Source organism: Legionella shakespearei DSM 23087 (assembly GCF_000373765.1).
Lineage (GTDB): Bacteria > Pseudomonadota > Gammaproteobacteria > Legionellales > Legionellaceae > Legionella > Legionella shakespearei.
The window spans coordinates 137,660-159,845 of sequence record NZ_KB892393.1; the positions used below are offsets into that span (position 1 = coordinate 137,660).

Consider the following 22,186-nt stretch of genomic DNA (forward strand, 5'->3'; position numbering starts at 1 on the left):
TAATGAAAACAGGAGAGATATTTATTTTTAATATCTCTTCAATGATACTAATATAAAATTTAAGGGAGATAACCCTTCATATGTCTTAAAAGATCCATCTTTTCCTGTGAATTCAATTTTTCAAATAATTTAATAAATTCAGCTAAATTATCATCTTCTGAATAAAAATAAGCAGTGGGTATTTTCAGAATATCTGCAATTCGTTTTAAAGTCGCATAATCAGGATTATGGCGCCCCATTTCATAATGATTCATTCTAGCGCTAGCAGAAAACTCATCCATTCCGGCAGCAATACCCAGTTTTTTCTGGGAAATTTGAGCCACTAATCTGGCTTCTTTAAGTCTCTTAGGAACAGGAGAATCCATCTAGACAAACATCTATTTAAATCAACATACTTAGAGAATCTAAGTTTTTTACACTTTGCGATACTTAGGAATCCTATATATTATTCTTGACATGCTACTTAGGATTCCTTAGTATTGGGATTGATGGTTAAACTTAGATCACTAGGCTATGGATTTATTCACGAAAAAAATACGCTGAAAAACTATTAGGTAAAATATACCATTATGATTTTATTCAACTCATTGAAGGAGTCAGCTGAAATTTAACACCAGCTTATTCATTATTCAGCAAAGTTTGAATGCTCATAAATAAAAGTAACACTTATGAGGTAAAGATGTATTTAGAAGATAAAATTTTTTACAGAGCCCTTACTGCTATTTATGCATTATTTATGTTTTTTTATTTAGCCTTTCTTGTTTATTACCTTTTTTGTGGTGAATCTCTTACAATAGAGAGCTTATTGATACCTATCATTCCCTTAATCTGCAAAGATACCCTCATCTACATTGCTTATGGTAAAGACGCTCTGTGGAAAAAGTGGGACAAATCATTTGTTACATTTAGGCGGCTTATTAATCATTTCTGATACCGAAATAATACCTTTACCTGAAAACAGCTAAAAAGTTATTTCATTAGACAGAAGTGTCTAATACAAATAAACAGGCCGTGTTGTTAACAAAAAGAGAGCAACTCTTTTAGCTCTCTTTTCCACACTGAGACACTATGTTGAAGTTCCCTCATTTCTTTAGATCTTGCACCGTGTTTAAAGCTATTTTTTTGAGAAATAGCTTTACCCTCTATAGTATTAGGACCTGTTGAGTACTTCCAAGGCTTCTGCTGCCTTATCCGCTGTGCCTGTTGCAATCGTTGCTCCAACGTCCAGGTTCTTTGTTTCATAAAGCACCTCCCCATTCAGTTCGTTTGCAAATTTTTTATTATTTTCAATTTCGCCTGATTGAGATTTTACACCATTGTTTACTTGTTGAGTAATCGCATTGTTTTGTTGCTTTATTATAGTTGTACGTCGAGGATGTTTTAGCTCCGCTAAAGCCATTAATGTTTTTCTACAACCAGATTGAGCCTTTAAAGCAATACCGGAAAAAATTTCTGCATGTTCGATATTTGAGCTAGATAGCTTACTTAATGCGTTATAGAACAGATAATCTAGACTTTTAGCCTGTGTTATAAGCATAGCCTCAATTTCATTAGTATCATTATTATGAATACGCTCAACGCTTCTTGATAATCGCTCAAATGCCTCTACAGCATCAAATCCATCACCATGTAATTTACTAAGTGCCATTGTTGCATGACCACGGCAGTGTAAATATAACTTAGTAGTATTTGCTGCTTTTTCTTTTACCTCTATACCCTTATTTTCAATTTGTTCTTTATTTTTATTCTTTTTGGGCATGGCATACTCCTTAAACTACATAGGCAAATTATAAAATCGGCAGGTACAAAACGGGCGGCGATACCCACATTCACACAATGCTTTTATCTCATTCATATTTGTAGTGTTTTCCAAACTATCTTTTTGATTTGTGGATATATTAAAAGAACATAGAGAACACAGAGAACCCTCTTCACACAGTAGATCTAAATCGGTTCCCTCAAATACACGTATAGAGGGAACAGGGAGTACAGGTGTGTTATCAAGACGATCTAATAATTCACGAAGTCCCATAACTAACTCCATTTTCAACAGGTAAAATCCAGTATAGTATTGAGGGATGGCCATTAATCCTTATTTTTTTAGATCGTTTACCATGATCATGTTCTGCAATCCAACCTGCATCATTTAATGTTCGTAAGATGAATGATAAATCATACCCAATTGCAGCTTCCTGTAGTGCAGCGGAATTAAACATAAATATTCTTCCTTGTAGTGTTTCTTTCCAATATCCTGCACGATCTCTCACAATTGGTCTTTGCTCAACATTATCCCCCTTGTAATCAATCCGATCTATTCCTAATTCAGAAAATCGACTATCTCCATGACGGTCAATGAATTGGTATATTCCCTCAAGTATCTGCCTAGTTTCAGTTTCCCCCTGACCACGAAATCCACGCCATATTTTAAAGCACTCAATAACTGCTTTTAATGCCTCCCCTTCCTGCCATCCGGTTAAATCATACTCAGTTGCTTTTTCACCTGCCATTGCTATTAACGCAAATATACCCGCGGCACGACTTTCAACACCATCGGATGATTTAAACTCTGAATGATTGCACAGCCTTGCATACAAATCGGGTAGACAATCCTTATCCTCTAATAATTTTTTAATAAATTCAGGTCCCGCCATACCGTAATATGAACTAGTTGATTGTTTTAAGTAATCTGCAAAAGCACGACTATCCTCAAATCCATGTAGTTCATCAAATACACCATACAAACGATCTGTAACTGGAATACTTAAGAGTCGCACCTCTTGGCCGGCTTTGATTTTCTTCCCCGATTCTTGCATATGTGCTGATAATGTACTTTCGCCACTGGAGAGAACTATTGTTCTCCAATTAGCTGCTTCTTGTAGCCCCCCTGCACGCTTAGCTCGCTGTTTTCCTTGCCCATTTGCCACGGCATAAACAATAGCTCCTATTTCACGAGGATCACTTTGACCAATTTCATCTAGTATGAGTAAACAATCATTTAAAATGATATTGGTTGCTTCTAATCCATTAGCAGTAGCACGCCATGTACGAACATATGTTGGACTACCCCATATGCTTGCAGCAACCTGTAGTGCTGTTGTTTTACCTCGACTAGATTTACCCATAATATGAACCCCCGCTCCTCCTGAATACTGCTGTTTTGCTTTTAGTAGTAAAGGAGCAGCAAAGGCTGTAGCAAGAGAGAATAACAACACTGGATTTCCTTTACATTTTGATGCAACTGTATCGCGCCATGCTTCGATAGTTCCTTTTTCTATAAAATTATTTTGTATGACAAATTCAGATTGGAAGCGGACGGTATTATTTCCTCCAATGGTTTTATTAGGCATCACGAAGACTGTACCATCGGAATTCCATCCGTACGCGTAGCAGCGATTATCCGAGTCTTTGGCTTCTGCTCCATTAACCATGCACTTAGATGCATTTTTGCATTCAGATTCATTTTTACACCTAAATCTAATAGTTCATGACGGATTTCCTCACCACTACCTTTTAGAAGCCACATGGGCATCGACCATTCTCGCCATTGTCCATATGTATTTATAAATCTTAATAACAACCCAAATGACTCTCCGCGTTCATTTGCAGTTGTTGCTTCAGCATGAATAGGTGAACAAATCCATACATCTACAGGATATTGCTGACCAGCGCTTGTTTTATATCCATGCCAATAAAGATCTGGCTTCTTATGTGACTCTCCAATTTTGAACCAATCATCGTATACCTTATAACTAGGCCGCTCTATTTCTGGCTCTTCAGATATAGCGGGCGGTGACTCTAATGGTAAAATTGTTTCTAGTTCATATCCTATAGTTCCCTCAGTTCTCTTGATGTTTTTTCAAGGTAACTGCTATTTTCTTTATTGGTATTGATAGTTCTCTCAGTTACCTCTGTTCCCTCGCAAATTTCCAGATCAATATTAGACATGTTATTCCCCTTGCTCAAAAAACCAACAGTGCAGATCATTAAAATCTTTTAACGACTTCGGTGAACCCTCAGGCCATTTAGGTTGGCTAAATAATGCTCCCGATGCGATTGCAGCCTCCCGTCCTTTAATTAACCCAGGATTATCTGCTCTCATTCTGTCATCATCAGCACAAATAATGATTTCTGCACTTGCTAGATTCTTACGAATAGAGCATGCGACTGGTTTTAAATTTCCTGCATTACAAGCCGCAATCACGCAATATGTAGGACATTTTTCAGCTAAAGTTGCACCTGTAGCAAATCCCTCACAAATTAATATTTTTTGATTATGATTTGGTCGATATTGAATAGGTATAAAATATTCTTTTATTGCTCCATTTAACAAAAACCTTTTTTCACCAAGTTCATTGATATACTGCAAACTCCATATCTTTCCGCCAAAATCAATTACAGGTAGCACTATTTCTTGATAAAATTGACGAGCGTAATGTGGTGGTATGCGTTTCTTTTTCAGGTATGGATGATGTGGATTTGCTTTTGGATAACCCTCCCAGAGGTTCTCAGCAAGAGAAGCCGCTTCTTGTTGTTCTTTGTCTTTCATCGCATTACGTATTTTGCATGCCTCATTGATGCGTTCCATTTGGTTACGACGTTCAGCTTTCGTCATGCAGCCTTGATTTTTAGCACTCCATTTAAAATGCACTCCTTTTTTCCAACTACCGAATACCCCACACGATACACCGTCAAGATAAAGCACATACCATCCATTTTTTGATCTAAATTTATCTCCCACAATATGGAAACGATGTAGCTTCCCATCCGCGATGATTTCCTCTGGGGGAGTAATTCCATTTGCTAAAAACTCTGCTTGGAACTGATTAATAATTTGATTAAAATCCATGATAAAAATCCTTTTCATTCTTTTTTAATTGGTGACAAACTTCCTCTAATTCGCTTTGGATATAAATTTGCCCTAAAGCGATCTTTTTGCTTATTTGAATAATTTTTATCAAAAATAAAGCAAGAATTATTTCAAAGCTCATTTTTTGCATAGCTTTCCCCTTCTTGGTTTATACTCTTGAAACTCCTGTTCTATGAGCTGCTTTATATCCTCTACACGCCATGCAGTAACCCTTGGGGATAGTTTTATAGGTTTGGGGAAATACCCCTCCTTCACACCTGCCCACCATGTGGATTTGCTAATAGGAATAAGTTGGAGAATTTGAGTAATTCTTAAAAACCCAGCATTGGGTAATTGATACATAAGATGTCCTTTGTTATTTGATTAAACGCAGGACAATCCTAAGTTGATTTTTTGAGAGATTCACTGCAATTGCATAACGATTAACTGCAATTGCAGTACTTGATTACTTAAAGTTATTTCTAGCAAGAGGTAATTTACGTGATAATGAGCTGACAGACATCCCGCTGTAACCTTGATATTTGTCGGCTAAGTGATCTATTAACTGTGATTCATTAGTAAAGGACGGATGTTTTCCAATACCTGGTGTTTTCCCGCTTATATATTCGAGCAATGCAGCTATAATATTTTGATAAGTAGCTTCTGTTCTAGGATGGATCCGGTTATGTCCGCTATTTATTTTATTATTTACTTCTTTCATTTCCTCAGGAATATCCAACTTGTGTAAAAGGGCCCAATCTATAAATTTAGATAATTCAACTGCCCCATTTAAACCCAATTGTGCTTGTTCTATAAGCCTATACCTCATTACGTATTCATGAGTAAACTCTGTATTAAATCCTAACTTAATCAACTGTCTGATACTATTTAAGTTCACAATATCTGGGTTTTTTCTAAAAGTTAACGCAGTTATTTGATCTATGGTTAACCATATAAATTTACACCAATAATAAAATTCTGCTACCGCGTCATCCATGTTATAAAATAAATCGTTTTCGTTACATTTCATATTCGTCTCATTTAAACAGTATGCTTTTATTGGCACATAGTATTAGAGTTAATCACCTGTTGCTCAACCAGTTCCCCCCAAGCAAGCCAAACTTTTTTTTGCTCATCAGCATAAAGAGCACGCTGGTATGTTGCAACTAACTTATTTTGAGGTTGATGATTTAGCATTTTTTCAATTATATAAGGAGGAGTTTTTAAATGTTCCCCCCAGGCCGTAGCCGCTGACCTACGGATATCATGTACAGTAAATGGTTCAATATCAGTCAAACATGGCAAAAGTTGACTTATCTTTTTAGGATTTTGTCTTAATCGAGCTATATAACGTGACAAAGTATCCTCTCTAATATGACTTTCTTTTATATTGCGGCCAGTATCAAAGACATAAGGCGAATGGCCAGTAATAAGTTGAAGATTTTTAATAATTTTCATTGCCAATTCGGAAAGATAAATAACATGAGCACGGCTATTTTTTGTGCGCTCTTTGGGGAGTAACCAAACACATGTATTCAAATTTAACTCAGACCAGGACATTTTTGCCACTTCCGCTCTGCGAGCCCCAGTGAGAACTAATAACTTGATAGCACTAGCTGTAATTGCTGTTATTTTGAAAGAGGCGCTTTCATTTTGAAATGAAGTTTCTGTATCTAAAACACTCCATAATCTACTGAGCTCCTCCAATGAAAGGGCTCTATCACGTGGATCGTTAGCTGAGGCATTAAAATCTTTTGGTTTTAGCAAACGAGCTGGGTTTTCTATTAAATGTCTATGCTTTAAACCATAATCAAGCATTAAATTCAGTGTTGTGAGTGCCTTACGAGTTTCCTCTTTAATGCCACTAAGGGCCATTTTTTCTAACACAACAGTCAAATGAAATCTGTTAATGTCCTTTACTAATAGATTACCAAGATCAGCTCTAAGATGCAGATGCCAACGGTCTTCATGGCGCTTAGCCCAGAGAGTACTCATTTGGTCAGTTGCCTTAACATATGCAACCCAAGCATCAAATAATGTTTGCATTATTATGGCTTGAGTATTTTCTGCCTTCTCAGCTGCACGTGCAGTTCGAGGATCAATGCCCTTGCGCACCAATGCACGAACGTTTATTAATTCTTTACGTGCTTCCTTCAATGAAAGATCTTTCAGCGAACCTAGCGTGATGCGATTCAAGCTTCTATCATCCCCTAAACGGAAAAAATATATCCAGCTCTTTGCACCACTTGGTCTAATTCTCAAGAACAGACCATCACCATCTGAAAGATTATATTCTTTGCTTCTTACTTCAGCATTTCAACATCGTCTTTTTTTAATTTATGTTTCAACGTAAACTCTTTGTGATGGGTTAACCAAGGGGATAACCAATTTTCTGACTTTAGATGAATTCTATTGGATTCAATTGGACATAGCAACGGTAATAACTTATTGTATTTAGGTTGTTTATGGATAATAATGGATTTTCCCGGACAAATGTACACGCGCCTCCTAAGGGGCAGGTCGCAGGTTCGAATCCTGACCGGGACGCCAGTATGCTAACCTTAGTTCTATATATAATCGATCCAACAAAACTGATTACCTGCTCTTAGAAGGTGGGGAGTTATAATATTTATAGCAAAAAACCGGAGCCAATCTCAGCAATAAGAGAGTTTTAGCAATGAAATATCAATTAGTCATACAGTTTCCGGAACACATATATGGTGATTTAGATTGGATAGCTGAGATGGAGGATAGAATAGATGAATCACTTATTGATGCAGAAATTGATGGTCATGATATAGGTAATGGTGAAGTGAACATTTTTATACATGCTAATAATCCTATTAACTCGTTTGAAGTAGTCAAAGATATTCTTGAAGGAGAAAATATTGTCCTTGAAGGTATAAAAGCTGCCTATAGAGAGTTAAGCAGCGACCATTATATTCCTTTATGGCCTGAAAATTTAGTGGATTTTAAAGTCGTATAGGAAAAGATAGGATATTTCGGTTAAGAGGGGTTTATTTAAAATAGGCGTAGCCTTGATGCAGCGATAGCGTAATCAAGGTTTTCATATTGAGTATTGTAATTTTTACCATCATTAGATGAAGATACTAAGAAAATGCAAAGTGACCATCGCATTCTATAATTAAATAACAACACAATAACTTATATTTATATGTTAGAACTTCTATATCAAATTAGCGCTGATACTTACTTATCATCAGGTAGTGTTAGAAAAGAAAAAGATGAAGTTTTCACATTTGATGACTTTAAAGATGCATCTTTTCCACTACCTAGAGATGGGAAAAATGTTATATTTTTATGCTGTACCAACATGAATGATGGTGTAGGGGATTACAGTCATCTTAAGAATTATATCAAATGGGTCAAGGAACTGGTTGGTGAACACTATCAGATTCAACCAATCCTAAAGGCACATATACCCTCGTCTTCCAACACAGAATTACTACAAATCATTACCGAGCGGCAAAAGCATGTTCGCAAGGACTTTCAACAGTTTTGTGCTCAAGAAGGTCTCAGACCCATAATCTATGAAGAAAACCATGAATGTATAGGTATTGAACAAGATGAGCTATCAGAGTTATTAAATAAATCAGCAGCCATGCTATTAATTTCTATTGGTTCTCCTTTACATAAATTAATAAAAGATAGAAAAGGATTTTTTCCAGTTATCTGTCGGCAATTAGGTCGATCACATAATGAGCGCACTCTTGAAAAAGCCTACCAGTCAGGCAGTATGAATATTGACGTAACGGCTCATTTGGGGGCGTCATATGGCCTGGATATTGAAAAAGGATTACCTTCATTACAATCCCTTGCCAAGGAATTAACAACCTTTGAAAGTGAAACCGGACAAATTTTGGTAAAGCAATTATTGGGTGAAGAAATATTAATTGAAAGCGCACAGAGCTATTTAACTACCCATAAATTTATGCCTGGATATCCTCAATCAAAATGGGCAGCGCTAAGCTTTATTTTAACCGGTATAAACAAAAACGCCTGCAACAATAAATTACAGAACAACTGTGATTTTTTTCTCCCTAAAAAGGTGATTGATCCGGACGAAATATTATATTTTTTGGAAAAAATGGGCATTGAAGCCCCTATAGAAATTGTAACACCTGATGGAAACCTGAATATTGGGCGTGTATCGAATCCAGAAGACAAGCATAAAATCAGAATTTTCACTTCATTTTATGTATCTGATAAGGAATACGAAGCCTTATATCGTTTACGAACTGATTTAGGCTTGGGATCAGGAGATAATACTGGAGCAAAAGTTATTTCCAACTCAAATCTACCCTTTTTTGAACAAAAAAGTGGAGGATTCAGTGACTTTGTAAGATGGAATTTAATAGATGGAATAAAGGCATATATCGACCAGACTCAAGACCCTGACTTAAAAAGAAGTTTAACTAAACTAAAAAAATTTCTTGTTTTACCAATGGATATTTATCTTAAATTTGAATTAGAAGGTACTGTAAATAATAATTCTCCATCAAGCGTTGACCAAAACAACTTAGAAAAGTTAAAACATAATATAACGGATTATTTGGATATAATTAACCAAATAACAGAGCTTGCAAAAGATCCGGAAGTCGAAGATGCCTGGCAATATTTTCAAACAGAACTTAGAAAATATCATTGCTATCATGATCATTTTCCCTCCATTTTAGCAGGTGCCTTATATCTGAATAATCCGCATCCCACAGCAAGCATAAATGGAAAAACATCTTCGTTACATGACTGGGTGCCTGAACAATTTATACGAAAACATCAAGCACTACAAATATGGACTAAAGATGAACTTGATATATTGATTAATCCCGCGATAGTAAAGTTACTTAAGCGCGGTATCGAAATTGAAGATATACTACTAACTCAAAAAATATCAGAAGAATTACCCAATAGTTTCATTATTGGAACATTTGTCTGGATTATTAAGGATATTGAAAAACAAACTGGGGCAACCTACTCTCAAGTTGAATTAAAAAACTATTTAAAGTTAATATCTTTAAGAATCATGTCACAAGATGACATTCTACCGCCCAATCAGAAAATCGAACCCAAATGTGAACAGCTACCCGATAAATGCATCCAAATTATTGATGCAATGGAAAATTTACAATTAGGGGACCCAACACCTCAAATAGAATACATCTTAAATAATATCGCACATGATGAGCAGTTTCAGCTGAATGTAAAGACATTAAAAGAAGTTATTGAAAGAAAAAGACAAGATGGTACATTAAATAAAAATTACTGTACCAATCTGACACGTGTTATTGACAAATTTATCCTTGACAAAAGCTTAAATGAATCAAATCCTTTAGAAAATGTTAATAGGTATGCGTTTAAATTTGAACATCATGAAGATGACATCAAGCCCGCCCCAAAAATACCTAATAATAAATTATAAAACACCGATTAAACATGTGCTCCGCAATAACAGCACTCGACTTGATTTTCAGCCCAGCCTACGTACTTCAACCGCCCCACGCCTAATTCAGGATATTAACTATTGATCATTTTAGATGGAGTCCTGAATATGACAGTATCTTATTTGAACTTAAGGGAATTGATTCAAAGAATGATAGATAATACACGTTTGAATTTGGTTTAAAACCTAGCCCGTTATCCGAATGACGGGAAGATCTATCCTGCTCAATACGCAGAAAACCCGAACCGAGTATCTTTGGGGGCGGTCCGAAACTCACGTTAAGTTAAGGAGTTCCGCCGTCCCGCGGCTTGTCCGCGGGATCCAGGAATCTCACTCCGAACTTAGATCTCTGGATACCGCGGACAAACCGCGGTACGGTGGAGTAGCGCTTAATAATGGCGGTGGGTCCGGGACGGACTCCAGCAAAAAATGCGAAGCCTTAGTTCGATGCCAAGGCTTCGAGACCTGAGTGATCCCCACGGAAATGATTTATTTATCAGCACTACATTTTCTGTTTACTTATGCTCTCATTACCTAAAGAAAACCGAGCCGCGACCGTGAGGGAGCGGAAATTTTGGATGTACACCTAATGAGTAATCAACAATGGAGTGCATCGAACTGTTCCGCTTCCTTACGGTCGCGGCTCGGTGTTCTTAGCATGATGCTCTTTTGTACTCTTGATTTGCGAGTCACAATACAGGCTCAAGGGGGATAGTTCGTGGGGATTCCTCAGTTCGAGACAGCGCTATCGCGCTTCCACAGCCCGAACGGCATCGAAGTAACGACTGAATAAAACAATCTTGTTACTATAACTCACGTTAATTTACAGTTGATTAGGGTGTTAATATTAACACCCTAATTGCTACTTTAGCTTTTTGTAAATCGAATAGGCTTTTTTGTTGGTTCATCCGCGCTTGTACTGGCACCGCCGAAAGTGGCATGTGCCAATATTTGGAGATCCTTCGCGCAAAAAGACGCGCTCAGGACGACGTAGTTTGAGGAATAGCCAAGATGTGTAGAAGAGTCAGTTGCTTGCAGCCGGGGAACTGACACTCGTTACACAACTGGTGTTTCTAATCAAATCTCCATTCCCGGCTGCGAGCAGACCGGGCTACAAGGTTTGAAAGCAGTTCTTCGTGTTTACTTTGAATTTTCAAATGATATTGATATTATGGAATTCATAATTATCATAAGGATGTGATATGTCACTCAAACGTACCTTGTCGTTACCTCTGGTTTCCTTTTATGGATTGGGTACTATTTTAGGGGCTGGAATCTATGCTCTTGTGGGTGAAGTTGCTAAAAGAGCGGGGCAATTTACTCCTTTATCCTTTCTAATCGCATCGATTCTCGCTTTATTTACTGCGATTTCTTATGCAGAATTGAGTTCACGTTTTCCGCAGAGTGCGGGTTCTGCTTTATATGTTCGCAGAGCATTTGATAAAACCTGGTTATCCGGGTTAATCGGTTGGGTTGTGGTATTAACGGGGGTCATTTCAGCGGCGACTATATCGCATGGTTTTGTAAACTATTTTGTTTTGTTTTTTCCTTTATCGTCCTATCTTATTATTTTTCTTTTGCTCGCTCTCTTCGCCGGCCTTGCTATATGGGGTATTAAAGAATCCGCTACGGTAATCATGTTGATGACCTTAATTGAGGTTGGCGGATTGTTGATGATTATTTTTTATGGCCGCGCTACCTTCGATTCAATTGATATCTCACAAATCACTTGGCCTGCTTCTTTTGACGGCGTATTGATGGGGGCATTTCTTGCATTTTATGCTTATATTGGTTTTGAAGACATGGTCAATACTGCAGAAGAAACTATTAAGCCTGAAAAAACCTTACCTAAAGCGATTTTTATTGCCCTTGGCTCTGCAACGATTCTATACATACTTGTTGCCTGGGTCATTGTCAGAAGTTTTCCTTCGGAAGTATTAGCTCATACCAACATGCCTCTTGTTGAAATCATTAAACAGCAAGGACAATCTCCTGTTTTATTTTCTATTATTGCTTTGATATCAATCAGCAATGGGATCCTGGTGCAAATCATTATGGCTTCGCGTTTAATCTATGGTATGGCAAAACAGGATAATGCGCCTCGAATATTCTCAAAGGTGTACAGTAAAACTCAAACACCAGTGTTATCTACCCTTCTGGTGGTTGGTATTATTTTATTGTTTGCTTATGCCTTGCCGATCACCACCCTGGCAAAAATAACCAGTACTATTATGCTTTGTGTGTTTTTAATGATTCATGCTTCACTAATTAAAATAAAGCTCACTGAGAAGAAGTCAGAAGGCGCTTTTTCTATGCCGATTTTTTTCCCAATTATCTCAATTGTATTAACTCTGATGTTTTTAGGAATGCAGTTTTTTATTAGTATGTCATGACGAGTTAAGAAAATTTCTTTATCCTTCGCACAATCCGTTCGTGCTGAGGAGGGGTGGGTGGGATTAATAAAGCCTTATGATGAAAACCTTGATTTCGCTGTCGCTGCATCAAGGCTACACTTTTATATCAATATCAGGAACATTATCATCTAGTCTTTTGCATCGCCTAATAACAGTGCCATAAAAATATGATCTTCATAAATTCCATCAATGCGGACTGCATTTTTGTGTATGCCTTCTATTTCGAATCCCATTTTTTTATACAGCGCAATCGCGGGTTGGTTTTTTTCGCGTACCGTAAGTTCAATGCGTGTTAATCCTTTTTGTTCGGCTTTTTGAATGGCTGTTTGCATTAACTTCTTACCAATCCCCTGCCCTCGATAAGGTGCTAATACGCTAATTCCTAAGGAGCCAACATGAGCAAAGACCGGTCTATCAAGTGCGGTAATGTCACACCATCCAATGATTTTTCCTTCACTAACAGCAATAAAATGAGGCCAATGTCCATTGATATTCCCTAAAACATAATCTCTGGTGGTATTAATGGGTGGTCCTTCCAGAAAAGCAAGATATTTACGCTCACGGGCAACACTGTCTACGGCAGCCCAAAATTCTTCAATGTGTTCTTCAGTTATTGGGATTATTTCGACATTAACCATCGTTCTTTACTCCTTGTTATAGTGAGCTTAACTCGGTAAGTCAGGCTTCAAAAATCTTTGCTTAGACAATAAAATACTGAATTTTTATGAAAACCCGTTCGCTTAAATTCAATGCCGTCCCGCGGCTTGTCCGCAGGATCCAGAGATCTCACTCCGAACCTAGATCCCTGGATCCCGCGGACAAGCCGCGGGACGGTGGAGTGGTGGCTCTTCTAGTCTTCCTTAGCAATTCATAAGATTAGTTTTCTCAGGTTGGCGTAAATCCAAACTGATCTCACCTGTTTCTGAGATAATGAGTCTATCACCAAATTCATTCTTCAGTTTTTTATTAAATGTATCAGTCGGTTTAGTGACATCGAGAATGACGGTTGTATTATAAGCCCACTCAGAGACCTCTTTAAGCAACTGAATCGAAGAAGAATCTCCCACTATGACCAACGTAAATGAAGAGCGTTGATTCAATAAATCAAACAATTCTTCTTTATGCCAATCCGACCATTTTGTTAACGAATCTGATTCAAAAGATAATTTCAATACTTTGGTGTTTTGTAACACGCGATAATACCAATCGTTTTTATCTTTCAAAGACATCCTTGAATTCAGGTTTACTTCTATTGAGGGAACCATCTCCCAGACATTAAATTCTGATTCATTACAGTCCTTATCCGCAACTATCTTAAGTGATGTATTGGCCAGTAACGAAGAATCAAATGTTGCCAGAGCACCCTTTAAGTCAGAAACAGAACCGCCGTTCACATTAAAATGTATTGATTTCAATTGATGAGGAAAAAACAACCGTACCAGCTTCAAAAAATGAAGATTAAAGTTATCTTCAGTACAATCAATATTCACATGCTTTGGTTTGTTCGTATACAATGGATTGTAATACGAGTTTCCGCAGTAAAAGTAAATCGGTAACGGCCATGTAGCCGAACTAAGTCCCCAGTCAGTCAAGATAAATGCATCGCAGGAGAAATCTAATCCAAAAGATGTTGTTTTACTGTATCCTTTTAAACATTGTTTTATAGTAAAATATTTAAGATCGGGTTGGCGCAAATGTGAAGGCAAATCACAAAAGGGTTTAACTGCTTCTTTAATAGCGTATATTAAATGTTTACGTTTTTCAGGATTTTTTAATTCCTCTCGAGCAGAAATAATTAAAGGCAGAAAGGTATCATGAGACTTGCAAAACGCTTCCAACTCTTCTGATTCTAAAATTATTCCAGTTAATACAATCTGAATGGCTTCTTGTGGTTTGATATGATGCTGACTTGCAAGACGGTTTATCCGATGTTCAAAATAACGTCCATATTCCCTTTTATCATTAAAAAACGCGATATCTGTCATATTTACCTCCTGTATTATCCAGATTCGCTTCCCAGTTTATAACTGTGTTATTTGCTATCGCAAGCTATTTATAATCAGCTGTAAAAACAGCATGAATTTTTAAGACTCTCTGTTTCCAATTTGGGACAATTGAATATAATCTCTATCGATTTACAATCGGACAATAACTCCCAACTCATTAATAACGGTGTTATTGAGTTTGGCCAGGGTCATTTCACTGGATACCGTGTTGGATAATTTAGGACCTAAAACAGCAGGCGCCCGAGGAAATACAATAACCCCAGAAGCCCAAATCACAGCCCTGCTACCAGCAATGCCAGAACTCGACCCGATAGTCGTCACTGAAATAGCATAATCCTCCCTTACAGATCGTGTGGCACAATCTAATGCGAACCAGAATAATCCGTAAATATAAATGAATTGAGAAATTGGCGACTTCGCATATAATTTTTATCGACACTATTGAGGCTGGCCTCTTCACAGATTAAATCCCAATTCGCATGAACTGTTTCAATCTGAAAATCAATGATGGAGCGTGCCTCTATTTCTGTTAGCAGATAATTAGAACTTGTCTTTAAACAATTTTGTAATAAGCTTAAATTATTATCCTTGTAAACCAGCATTGCCTGTGATGCCTCATTACCAGCTCTGTTTTGTGGACATAAATCATAAGCAGGAGTTAATTGCAGCTGTTTACCATCCCAAAAGGCAGCATGGTTGCGAGCATGATCATCCGTATTACCACATATTAAATTAAATACTAATCGTGAAAACAACTCCCTTAATTGTTTTTTAGGTTCAGTAAATCGACTACGAATAATCCAGGCTAATTGTTCATAACTCGCGTAACGAGCCATCATCTCATCCAACCCCAGCAAGGTTAATCCAGATAATATCGATTTCCTATACCAGTTATTTTCATGACGAATTCTATCAAATCGTTCGATTAATAATACGTCTTTACCACCAACCTGAACAAGCCTTACCTCTGCCACCTCTATACCGCATAATTTTGCCAGACGCATAGCAATATATTCAGCTTTTATGACATTGGTTATATCTGTTGAAGAAGAAAATTTTGCAACATACTTTTTATCATGTGCATTTAGTAAAGCTTTAGGCCTTGCCCCACCTATAGATGTGCCGTGTTGTATGGCGGCTTGTAGCTCTGGAGTCAGAAATCATCATCTACTCCAGATGGCTTTTTTCTAATGCGTTTTGGTAATAACGTATTTTTTTCTTCAATATTTTGTAATTGGTAATATAAAGGGTTTTTATCCATAGCAAATAAAGAAATACCCAGCAAAGTAGCGGCTTCAAAGTAAAAGCCTATAGCACAGGATAAATCTCCGTCCTCAAGACGATTCAGCGTGACATGAGAAATATTTAGCCTTTCGGCCAATTCTTTTTTTGTCCAACTCTTATTTTTTCTTTCGTATTGAATCATTTCACCTAAAAGTTTGCATGCCTGGATGGTGAGAGAATTAAATGTTTTTATCTTCATTATTAAATTTTAGTTTAATTAAAGTCAATTAAGTTAAATTATAGTTTAACAAAAATTAATATTCAACTCACGATTGTAAGTAATCAAGGCTACAATTATAGAATTGCCGGTTGGATATCGATCCAATCGGCAATTAGAAGGTGAACCAGGGGGTATTTGTTATTCCATGAAGTCAACAGGTTTTGGGAAGCTGATAAAGTTTTTGGTAACTTGCTTTTCTTTCTGTTGATTGGGGTTAGCATTGGCACACCAATTATCTGATTTGGGATGTTTCTGTCCATTCTTGTCCGTTACCAGGCAACTTCCCTTAACGACAATGTCTAGCTTGTTAGCAGGGCATTCCGCAGGCTCCGCATTATCGCCGCATGCTTTGAATTGTTCCCTGACAACAAAGGTGTATATATTATCATCCAAGTCTGTAAAACTGACTTTAATGGGATAAGAGGCTACCGTACCGATTCTAAAGCCAGCGATTTGGCTGTTGTCGGGCATGATAACGTCCTGCTTGTCCTGTCCACAGGGGGTATCATCATCTACAGATTTCAACAGGCATGCTCCGTATTTCTTGATTAAAGGACTGCTTGCCTCATTCTCCATGGATTTTGGCACTCCTATCGCTACAGAAAAACCATCGGCATAACTGAATTGCTTTTGATTTTCCAGACCATGAGTGCCGCCAACGGTAAAGACCAGGCCATCTCCCAATTCACTCATAAAACCCACTGCATCATCTACAGAAAAGCCATAAGCATCCATATCAAGATACTGGTTATCATGAATCAGTTTGACATAAGGATTGAATAAATAGTCAGGATTATCTCCTTCTGGTTCTTTATAGTTGTACTGTAAGTCATGAATGTACATGGATTGAATTTTGGCATGATCCCATCCAGGAATCTCGGTTTCGGCCAAAGGATTTGCCGCCGCGCCGCATCCTTCATTAAAGGGTACCCAGCCATAGATATGTTTGATGGCTTCCCAATAATTAAAGGGTGTTGCTGGAGTGTTGGGGGTTAAAGTACACTGTTTAGCAGCATACATTGCCATGTATTGCTCATGGTTTTTCTTATAGAATTGATGTACAGCCTCCAGTTTCTTTTTCATACTGTCAGGACATTCAAATACCTCAGTCCTGTATTGACTCACATCCTCACTACCCCAATTAACGCAGTTGGCCCATAGATTCTGCATGCGCTGAACCGATTCGCCGAAATGAAGTGATTTCTTCTGCTCTTCAGTGCATTCTCCTTGCTTACATGCCAACACGGTTAAAACAGGAGGAAAACCCTCTTTGGGCTTAACGGGCACATTGTCAGTCGGAGGCAAGGTTCCAGAGCGTTGCGCAAAAATATTATAACCACCAGGCAATTTTAGCTCTTCCAGGTTATAAATAGGCCAGCCCTGCCCTATAGTCGTGTTCAAAAAGGAATTCAGATGAGATCGAAATTCCGCTAAGGGTTGAGCCGAACCGCTGTACCCAATATAAGGATTATTTTTAGCTCCAATAGCGACAGGCAAATAAACGTGATCCACATAGGAAATGTTATATCCCACATTCTCTGGTTTTAATAACCTTAGGGTTTGCTTCGCGGGAATAATTGAATCACCAAAAGTATATTCTGATAACTGGGCATAGATATTTTCAGGGAATTGCACCTTACTGGAATAGGTTGTCAAGGTACATGGATTATGTTCTCCCTTACAGAGTACCTCTCCAGGTGTAGCTAAGGCTGTATCTACGTCTTCATCACGCAAACGCTCATTTCTATCGGCCAGAACCACACGTCCGCCATTCCACCAGGTGATGTATTGTCCGTCTGATAATTTGCTGTATAAAGGCAAAGTAATAGTCACTGACTCACCAGAGCCTATTCCTTTACCTTCATTAACATATAGTTTATAGACAAAATTGGTTGGATAAGGGTCTGTGCTGCGAAAACAGCCTTGTAGCCATTCGTTTACAGCATTCTGGCTGGTGGCCAGGACGGGATAAATAGTATCTTCGGAATTATTATAGATGGTTATTGTTTTGGGTTTGACAGTGGTATTTTTTCCATTGTAATCTTTGCATACGATGTCGCCAGCAGCACTTACTCCCGTCAATAAAGACAATACAACAGCACCTGAAATAGTAATCAGCTTTGTTGACATGTGAACCTTCCTTTCTTTAATTACTAATGTAACTATATGTCAAAATCGTTTAAATTTTGTTCAGTAGATACATTTTTAACTCTTTTTTAACAAAATGATGTAAGAGGAAACAGAACAGTATGTTGTCTTCGAAGCTGCGTTGTATCCCAAAACGCGTCGTCCTGAGCGCGTCTTTTTGCGCGAAGGATCTCCCGAAAGCGGCATGGTGCCAATATTTGGAGATCCTTCGCGCAAAAAGACGCGCTCAGGACGACGTGGATTTGGAATTGGGGATTGGGGATTGGGGATTTCTTAGTATTGCCCGTATTAACGAAGCGTAATACGGGAGCGAAGTGGCAATGAACCTCATTCCTGTATTACAGCTAACGCCTGATACGGGCTAGGAGTCTGATTTTTGCGTGTAATCAAGGGTTCCGCTCCCTCACGGTCGCGGCTCGGTTTTCGTGCGTTTGTATTCACTTTATCGTGCACCAGAAAACCGAGCCGCGACTGTTAAGGAGCGGAACTTTTGTTGAGGCACGCGGCCGGAGATAACTCAATCTGTGTATAGGCCCAGGAAATCAAGTACGTGCCAATATAACTGTTCCGCTTCCTCACGATCGCGGCTCGGTTTCTTTAAATAAAGTTAAAAATAGATGAGCCCTGTATTTTCACAAAGCTTTGTTGCGCGGCCTGTAAATTGATCAACTGCAAATTATACTGAACAGCGGTAGCTATAGGATCTATTTCTCTTAATTTCTTTAAAGCTTCCTGACTTACCAGTAATAAATCAGAGTTGGTTTTATCAGCACTTTCTAACTGATTCATACGTGCCCCTAAATCCGATTGATAGTTGGAAATATTCGCAAAAGCACTGTCAATCTGAGCCAATAACTGATTGTTTTCAGTTTGTATTGCCGTTTTTTCAACATCGGTACCGTAAGGTTGCTGCAAATTGGCAATCATGCGTTGTACCGTTGAGAACATGGATTCATTTTGCGAAGGCGCTATGGAAAAAGTATCCCCTACTTGCGGAGTACCCGTGAGCGTCATTTCCATACCATTAAAACTGATTGCTGAGTCCGCCTGATAAAGTGGTGCGTCATCAGGTAATCCCGATGGGGGCAAGACATTGCCACTCGCGGTCCCGCTCACCATAACCACCAGTTGTCCTTGAGTATTTAAAGCAAAACTCATCGTGTAGTCATCGGCAACATAAGCACCGGCATTGATCACAGTTCCTGTACTTACCGAAGCCGTACCTGTATTTGGCGTGCCTGTATGGCGTACTGTAAACGTACCATTCCCGTTTGGAATACGCATAAAGAGATTATCGCCCGTGTCACTAATAGCAACCTGTAAACTGCCAGTTACCGCCTGAAAGCGCTGGACACTATCGCCATTATAAACAAACTGGCCTGAGCTGTTTAAGGAAACAGGCTGAGTTGTCGACTTTCCGCCACTGAACATATAACTGCCCGAACCGTCTTTTGCATTTGCATAATCCTGCAATTGATTCAGAATGGTTTTGGTTTCAACGGCCAGTGCCTTCCTGTCTTCCAAAGACAAACTACTGTTACCAGCCTGAATCTGAATTTCACGCAAGCGCTGCAAGGAATTGATAGTGCCGGTTAAAATACTCTCTTCCAGATTTAAAGCACCCTCAGCCGACTCACGGTTCTTTTGTAATAACTCAGTCGTAGCAATGCGCTTGTTCATCAATTCAATTTGCGCTGAAGCTATAGGATCATCCGATGGGGATTGTACCCTTAATCCACTGGAAAGTTGCTCATTAAGTTTCGCCGCCCTTTCCTGCTGAATCAGCATGTTATCCAATCCGCGCTGATAAATCTGATTTGTTGAAATACGCATTTATCACCTCATCATAGTGAACAACACATCCATCATTTGACTGGAAATTTGCATTAATTTTCCAGCAGCTTCATAGGCCTGTTTGAATTTCAATAAATTGGCGCCCTCTTCATCAGTATTGACACCACTTTTGCTGTCACGAAAATCAGTGGCTTGCTTTAGTAAAATTCCAGCGGACTCTGAACGTTCCTTTGCCTGATTCGTTTGGCCGCCAACATCTGCCAATAAATTGGCATAGCTATCAAATAAGCTTTCGGTTCCACCTGAAAATACTTTAGCATCGTGAATGCCAAAAAGTTTTAATCCATTCGTATTATTACCTATACCGCCCGCATTATATTGGGCAGTAAATTGATCTCCAGACTTGGGAATTCCTGACAAGACTACTGAATAAGATGGATTGAGTGAGTCAGGTATCTGAATAATATTGTCCGAATTAGGAACTATATTTATAGGTCCTGCTGTCGTGCTGTCGGTGACATTTACCAGGTTGTACTGCGTGTCTGAAATAAACTCAATTCGGTATTCTTTATCTACTGCAGCAGTATTTAATAAAGTACCTAATGCAATTTTCCCGTTACCCGTATTACTGGTAGCCGCAGAAGTAACGACCGGTGACGCCAAAGCAATTTCTCTTGCATCATTAATCTGCAAAGCAAATTGTCTTGCAGCACCTCGCGTTGGCGTTAAAGTAAATTTATCATTGTTAACAAGGCTCGAAGTATCATTTACTGTAATGGTCATACCATCAATAACTAACTGCCCGGCAGGAGGCGCTGGGGGTGTATTCGTCCAGTTCAGCGTAGTTGAAGTGCCATCTGATTTACGAATGAGCCTTACTTCATTTGTTCCCGCATCACTTACTACCAATTCATAGTCACTCAATTTGGTCTGGGCTATGTCCGAAATGGAAACGGATAATACACCCGTCCCGGTATTTGCCGGAGAACTTAAAGAGCGATTTAATTGTTTGTCCGCCGAATTGTAATCAGTAAAAAAAGCCTTACCAATTTGATCATTCATATCCATGCCCAATTGATGTTGAGCATTAAAGGTTTGCGCCAGACCTATAGCCATCTGACCTATCTGTTGGCTTGCCTGACCGATAACATTGCGCTCATAATCCAGTAATCCGCCGAGCATACCCGTGTTTAATCTGTTGGAAATATCCAGTTGGCCTGAGTTGCCAGTGCTTAACATAATGCGGGTTCCCAGAGTGCTTGCCTTATCGGAACTCACCTTTAAGTCACGTTGTTCAGAGCCTGCAACCAGCATTTCACCACTGGAAATTCCGACACTTACAGTGCCATCTCCCTGTTCAAAGACTGTTAATTCAGCATACTGGGAAAGCTTACGTAACAATTCATCCTTTTGATCCAGTAATTCAGGGGCATTGGGGGTGCTCATTAATTGGCCATTTACCGCGGCAATGTCTTTGGTCAGTTGATTGACAATAGTTACTGCTTCAGTGATTTGTTGTGTTGAGTTAGCTTGCAATTCATCAAGCTTTTTTTGTAGTGAATTAAATTGTTCTACTAAAAGCTGACTTTGCCTCAAGGCATCTCCTCTGGATGCAATATTGTCTGGCGTACTGTTTAATCGTCCTAAGGTATCAAAGAACGATTGCAGGGATCCGGAAATACTGTTTCCTCCCTGGGACAATAATTTATCCACCTGAATTGCTTGCTGATAAAAGGCATCATATTGCGATTTGGCACTGGTAGTACTTCGCACCTGTGTCGTGGCAAATTGATCCACATTACGAGTAATTGAAGAAACCATAACACCGCTGCCAATGTATGAACCGGCATAGCGATGCGAAATACTGGGAGTAAAATTAATGCTTTGCCGTGAATAACCAGGTGTTGAGAAATTGGCTATGTTATTTCCCGTAACAGCTATAGCACGCTGAAAAGCGTTTAATCCTGAATAAGCGATATTAAGTATAGACATATTCGTTTACTCCCTAAACTG

The 22,186-nt window shown here is 38.6% G+C and carries 18 protein-coding genes and 2 pseudogenes; 3 read left to right on the forward strand and 17 right to left on the reverse strand.

Annotated elements, in window-relative coordinates; genetic code table 11:
- Positions 1-59 precede the first annotated feature (59 nt).
- The 9 genes and pseudogenes from B094_RS0106335 to B094_RS17640 all read right to left on the reverse strand — a co-directional run.
- Entirely contained in the window at positions 60-365 is a 306-nt protein-coding gene (locus B094_RS0106335; RefSeq protein WP_018576965.1) for a helix-turn-helix domain-containing protein, read from the reverse strand.
- A gap of 785 nt (positions 366-1,150) precedes the next feature.
- Positions 1,151-1,759 carry a hypothetical protein gene (locus B094_RS0106345; protein WP_018576967.1) on the reverse strand — a complete coding sequence of 203 codons (609 nt, stop codon included), beginning with the start codon at positions 1,757-1,759 and terminating at the stop codon, positions 1,151-1,153.
- 259 nt (positions 1,760-2,018) lie between these two features.
- Positions 2,019-3,850, reverse strand: a pseudogene (locus B094_RS15830) (DUF927 domain-containing protein).
- A gap of 96 nt (positions 3,851-3,946) precedes the next feature.
- Complete coding sequence (locus B094_RS0106365; protein ID WP_018576970.1) at positions 3,947-4,846, reverse strand: toprim domain-containing protein; 900 nt, start codon at positions 4,844-4,846, stop codon at positions 3,947-3,949.
- The gene (locus B094_RS17280; protein WP_018576971.1) at positions 4,836-4,997 is read right to left on the reverse strand and encodes a hypothetical protein; all 162 of its coding nucleotides are present in this window, start codon (positions 4,995-4,997) and stop codon (positions 4,836-4,838) included. Before B094_RS17280 ends, B094_RS0106365 begins: the two co-directional genes overlap by 11 nt.
- Positions 4,985-5,209 carry a helix-turn-helix transcriptional regulator gene (locus B094_RS0106375; RefSeq protein WP_018576972.1) on the reverse strand — a complete coding sequence of 75 codons (225 nt, stop codon included), beginning with the start codon at positions 5,207-5,209 and terminating at the stop codon, positions 4,985-4,987. The genes B094_RS17280 and B094_RS0106375 overlap by 13 nt, the downstream gene beginning before the upstream one ends.
- Before the next feature lie 103 nt (positions 5,210-5,312).
- The gene (locus B094_RS0106380) at positions 5,313-5,876 is read right to left on the reverse strand and encodes a hypothetical protein (RefSeq protein WP_018576973.1); all 564 of its coding nucleotides are present in this window, start codon (positions 5,874-5,876) and stop codon (positions 5,313-5,315) included.
- Between the two features lie 26 nt (positions 5,877-5,902).
- Positions 5,903-6,892 (reverse strand): tyrosine-type recombinase/integrase, encoded by a 990-nt coding sequence (locus tag B094_RS17635; protein ID WP_337589151.1) that lies wholly within the window; start codon positions 6,890-6,892, stop codon positions 5,903-5,905.
- Between the two features lie 42 nt (positions 6,893-6,934).
- Positions 6,935-7,132, reverse strand: a pseudogene (locus B094_RS17640) (Arm DNA-binding domain-containing protein); the annotation flags it as partial.
- A gap of 391 nt (positions 7,133-7,523) precedes the next feature.
- Between B094_RS17640 and B094_RS0106390 the strand changes: the two are divergent.
- The 3 genes from B094_RS0106390 (at position 7,524) to B094_RS0106400 (ending at position 12,700) form a co-directional block, all read left to right on the forward strand.
- Positions 7,524-7,832 (forward strand): hypothetical protein, encoded by a 309-nt coding sequence (locus B094_RS0106390; protein WP_018576975.1) that lies wholly within the window; start codon positions 7,524-7,526, stop codon positions 7,830-7,832.
- A gap of 189 nt (positions 7,833-8,021) precedes the next feature.
- Complete coding sequence (locus tag B094_RS0106395) at positions 8,022-10,286, forward strand: hypothetical protein (protein WP_155823674.1); 2,265 nt, start codon at positions 8,022-8,024, stop codon at positions 10,284-10,286.
- Positions 10,287-11,509: 1,223 nt separating this feature from the next.
- Positions 11,510-12,700 (forward strand): APC family permease, encoded by a 1,191-nt coding sequence (locus B094_RS0106400; RefSeq protein ID WP_018576977.1) that lies wholly within the window; start codon positions 11,510-11,512, stop codon positions 12,698-12,700.
- Between the two features lie 149 nt (positions 12,701-12,849).
- Here the strand turns inward: B094_RS0106400 and B094_RS0106405 are convergent, their stop codons facing one another.
- From B094_RS0106405 to flgK, 8 genes are all read right to left on the reverse strand, one after another.
- On the reverse strand, positions 12,850-13,359 hold the full coding sequence (locus tag B094_RS0106405; RefSeq protein WP_018576978.1) for a GNAT family N-acetyltransferase: 510 nt from the start codon (positions 13,357-13,359) through the stop codon (positions 12,850-12,852).
- A 222-nt stretch (positions 13,360-13,581) separates the two neighbouring features.
- Positions 13,582-14,706 carry a hypothetical protein gene (locus tag B094_RS0106410; protein WP_018576979.1) on the reverse strand — a complete coding sequence of 375 codons (1,125 nt, stop codon included), beginning with the start codon at positions 14,704-14,706 and terminating at the stop codon, positions 13,582-13,584.
- A 150-nt stretch (positions 14,707-14,856) separates the two neighbouring features.
- Positions 14,857-15,048: a hypothetical protein gene (locus B094_RS17435; RefSeq protein WP_169334268.1), complete on the reverse strand. Its 192-nt coding sequence runs from the start codon at positions 15,046-15,048 to the stop codon at positions 14,857-14,859.
- 41 nt (positions 15,049-15,089) lie between these two features.
- Positions 15,090-15,884, reverse strand: coding sequence for a HipA domain-containing protein (locus B094_RS15840; protein ID WP_081621049.1), 795 nt, complete (start codon positions 15,882-15,884; stop codon positions 15,090-15,092).
- Positions 15,881-16,210, reverse strand: a complete 330-nt coding sequence (locus B094_RS0106425) for a helix-turn-helix domain-containing protein (protein ID WP_018576982.1) — start codon at positions 16,208-16,210, stop codon at positions 15,881-15,883. Before B094_RS0106425 ends, B094_RS15840 begins: the two co-directional genes overlap by 4 nt.
- Before the next feature lie 159 nt (positions 16,211-16,369).
- On the reverse strand, positions 16,370-18,361 hold the full coding sequence (locus B094_RS0106430) for a hypothetical protein (RefSeq protein WP_018576983.1): 1,992 nt from the start codon (positions 18,359-18,361) through the stop codon (positions 16,370-16,372).
- 615 nt (positions 18,362-18,976) lie between these two features.
- Positions 18,977-20,212 (reverse strand): flagellar hook-associated protein FlgL, encoded by a 1,236-nt coding sequence (gene flgL / locus B094_RS0106440; RefSeq protein WP_018576985.1) that lies wholly within the window; start codon positions 20,210-20,212, stop codon positions 18,977-18,979.
- 3 nt (positions 20,213-20,215) lie between these two features.
- Positions 20,216-22,165, reverse strand: coding sequence for a flagellar hook-associated protein FlgK (gene flgK / locus B094_RS0106445; RefSeq protein WP_018576986.1), 1,950 nt, complete (start codon positions 22,163-22,165; stop codon positions 20,216-20,218).
- Positions 22,166-22,186: the final 21 nt, after the last annotated feature.

Coding starts and splice junctions, on each gene's coding strand:
- flgK (WP_018576986.1), bottom strand. CDS start 22,165: ATGTCTATACTTAATATCGCTTATTCAGGATTAAACGCTTTTCAGCGT.
- B094_RS0106395 (WP_155823674.1), top strand. CDS start 8,022: ATGTTAGAACTTCTATATCAAATTAGCGCTGATACTTACTTATCATCA.
- B094_RS0106345 (WP_018576967.1), bottom strand. CDS start 1,759: ATGCCCAAAAAGAATAAAAATAAAGAACAAATTGAAAATAAGGGTATA.
- B094_RS0106335 (WP_018576965.1), bottom strand. CDS start 365: ATGGATTCTCCTGTTCCTAAGAGACTTAAAGAAGCCAGATTAGTGGCT.
- B094_RS0106430 (WP_018576983.1), bottom strand. CDS start 18,361: ATGTCAACAAAGCTGATTACTATTTCAGGTGCTGTTGTATTGTCTTTA.
- B094_RS0106400 (WP_018576977.1), top strand. CDS start 11,510: ATGTCACTCAAACGTACCTTGTCGTTACCTCTGGTTTCCTTTTATGGA.
- B094_RS0106405 (WP_018576978.1), bottom strand. CDS start 13,359: ATGGTTAATGTCGAAATAATCCCAATAACTGAAGAACACATTGAAGAA.
- B094_RS0106375 (WP_018576972.1), bottom strand. CDS start 5,209: ATGTATCAATTACCCAATGCTGGGTTTTTAAGAATTACTCAAATTCTC.
- B094_RS0106410 (WP_018576979.1), bottom strand. CDS start 14,706: ATGACAGATATCGCGTTTTTTAATGATAAAAGGGAATATGGACGTTAT.
- B094_RS0106365 (WP_018576970.1), bottom strand. CDS start 4,846: ATGGATTTTAATCAAATTATTAATCAGTTCCAAGCAGAGTTTTTAGCA.
- B094_RS0106390 (WP_018576975.1), top strand. CDS start 7,524: ATGAAATATCAATTAGTCATACAGTTTCCGGAACACATATATGGTGAT.
- B094_RS17280 (WP_018576971.1), bottom strand. CDS start 4,997: ATGCAAAAAATGAGCTTTGAAATAATTCTTGCTTTATTTTTGATAAAA.
- flgL (WP_018576985.1), bottom strand. CDS start 20,212: ATGCGTATTTCAACAAATCAGATTTATCAGCGCGGATTGGATAACATG.
- B094_RS0106425 (WP_018576982.1), bottom strand. CDS start 16,210: ATGAAGATAAAAACATTTAATTCTCTCACCATCCAGGCATGCAAACTT.
- B094_RS0106380 (WP_018576973.1), bottom strand. CDS start 5,876: ATGAAATGTAACGAAAACGATTTATTTTATAACATGGATGACGCGGTA.
- B094_RS17635 (WP_337589151.1), bottom strand. CDS start 6,892: ATGCAAACATTATTTGATGCTTGGGTTGCATATGTTAAGGCAACTGAC.